This is a genomic window from Idiomarina sp. UBA4206 (assembly GCF_002383015.1).
GTDB classification, from domain to species: Bacteria; Pseudomonadota; Gammaproteobacteria; order Enterobacterales; family Alteromonadaceae; genus Idiomarina; species Idiomarina abyssalis.
Genome location: NZ_DFTS01000055.1, coordinates 9,054 through 11,264, shown reverse-complemented (window position 1 = coordinate 11,264; position 2,211 = coordinate 9,054). Strand labels below are relative to the sequence as shown.

The window sequence follows — 2,211 nt, the reverse complement described above, 5'->3', positions numbered from 1 at the left end:
GGCAGCCGTTGAGTTAAATCCCCCTCACCACGGGCCATATCAGTAACGGCTTCATTGAGTCTGCGCAAAGGCTTCAGCAGTAAACGCAGTAGCCAGGTGAGTGATACAACAACCGCGACAATACCAATAATCAGATAGATAACAGCGGTCCAGGCAAAGGTCGACACGTTGCTGTAAGCCTTATCACGGTCGATAACGACACCCAGATACCACTCGACGCCCTGAATGCCCTTTATTTTATGAAAAGAAACCAGGCGCTCCGTGTCATTAATGCGGTATTCAGAAAAGTCCGGGCTCAATGACACCGACTGCCCGGCGTAGTCATTCACGGATTTTTCAATCCAGTTTTCATCCGGGTGAACCAGAATATTACGGTCACCACTTACCAGAAAAGCAAAACCCAGGCCCATAAAGTCGATGTCGTTTACAATGTTCGAAATTTCATCCAGCATCATGTCGCCGCCGGCAACACCGACCAGCTGGTTATTCCGACGCATAGGAACGACTGCGGTAATGGTCAATTCGTTGGTTGTAACGTCGATATAAGGCGCGGTATAGGTTGGTTGCCCTTCATCAACCGCTAATTGATACCAGGGGCGGCTGCGGGCATCGTAATCGTCGGGCAAATCAATGCTCGGATCATCCAGCAGGAAGGTCCCGTCAATTAAGCCATAGTAAACATTTTTAAACTTCCCGGCCGCTTTTGACTGTTGCACGCGTTCCAATGAACGGGCAGTGGAATCATCAACGTCATAGGCGTCAGCCGTTGCCTGAACAATGCTCATGCGGTCATTGAACCACTGCGAGATATTGCTTGATACAGAGTCCGATAACGCCTGCATTTGATGCTGCAAGTTACTACGGGTCTGAGTCGACATCTGCAAAAAGTTAGTGAGCGTAAAAACACCCAGCACTAACACCAGTATTAGCGATGCAACAGCCGTCACTTTTTGTGTAAACTTTAATTTTTTCAGCATCTTAAAAGCATCTCTTATTATCGTTCTATTATGAGCATTCTTAGGCGGTCAGTCGCTTTATCGGGCTATCCCACTTGAATGTCCGTTTCCGGGAAGCGGATGTGTCGTTTCCTTGGCGTTGCCAGAAAATAAGCCAATGTTAATGGCCCGACACGTCCGGCAAACATCAGGAACACCAACACCAATTGGCTTGCCGCCGTTACTTCTGCGGTAATTCCCCTGGACAATCCAACAGTTGCCGAAGCCGATAAAACTTCAAAGGTTATATCTATAAACGGCAGCGGATTCAAAATCATTAGGATAAATATACCCAGAAACATCAAAGTTAAGGTAACCAAGGTGACTGCAAGTGCTTTCATCACCAGTTCCTGGGGCACGGTACGGTTCAATAAAGTGACGTGTTCACGGCGACGAAGAAAAGCATAAGTAGCGACCAGCAAAACAATAAAAGTCCCTAACTTTATGCCACCTGCAGTACTCATTGAACCGCCACCAATAAGCATTAACAACATGGTATACACGGCACTGGCGTCTGTCATTGCTCCGGTATCAACCGTATTGAAACCTGCCGAACGAGGGGTGGTTGCCTGAAACCAGGCAGCCATAGCCTGGTCCCCGAAACTTAAGTTAGCGAATGTTGCCGGGTTATTCATTTCCAGCAGCCAAATAATAGCTACCGACAATACATTAATAATTAAGGTCGCCCATAAAATGGCCCGGGTATACACCGAAAATTTATACCAACGGCGTTTTTCGTAGATATTGGTAATCACCGAGAAGCCCAAACCACCAATAACAAACAAAATGCTGATAATAAGGTTCACCGGTACACTACTGGCATAATCCACAATACCGTTAGGAGACAAAACAAACCCGGCGCTGTTAAAGGCAGAAATAGCGTAAAAAATACTTTCAGCAAAGGCATCAATAAAGCCCTTTTCCTGCCACCAGGTGAGCGTCAGGCCTATTATTGCAATGGCTTCAACGATCAAAGCCAAAGAGACAACTGCTTTTGCCGTGCGCCCAATACTGGCGAGACTGGTTTGCTGCATGGCCTCTTTTGCCAGCACCTGATGTTGCATACCGACGTGCCCGCCGATTGAAATGGCGGCCAAAACCGCAAAGGTCATGAAGCCTAAGCCACCCGCCTGGATAAGCAAAGCCAGAATCCCCATTCCAAATGGGGTGTAAGTCGCCCCGGTGTCCACAACAACCAGCCCGGTTACGGTCACAA

General features: G+C 47.7%; 2 protein-coding genes. Both read right to left on the bottom strand.

What is annotated here, in order from left to right; all coding sequences use genetic code 11:
- The coding region (locus tag B3180_RS11235; protein WP_286844568.1) for a cache domain-containing protein at positions 1 to 977 on the bottom strand (977 nt) is incomplete at its 3' end.
- A gap of 65 nt (positions 978 to 1,042) precedes the next feature.
- Positions 1,043 to 2,211: TrkH family potassium uptake protein (locus tag B3180_RS11230; RefSeq protein WP_286844567.1), on the bottom strand; the 1,169-nt coding region annotated here is incomplete at its 5' end.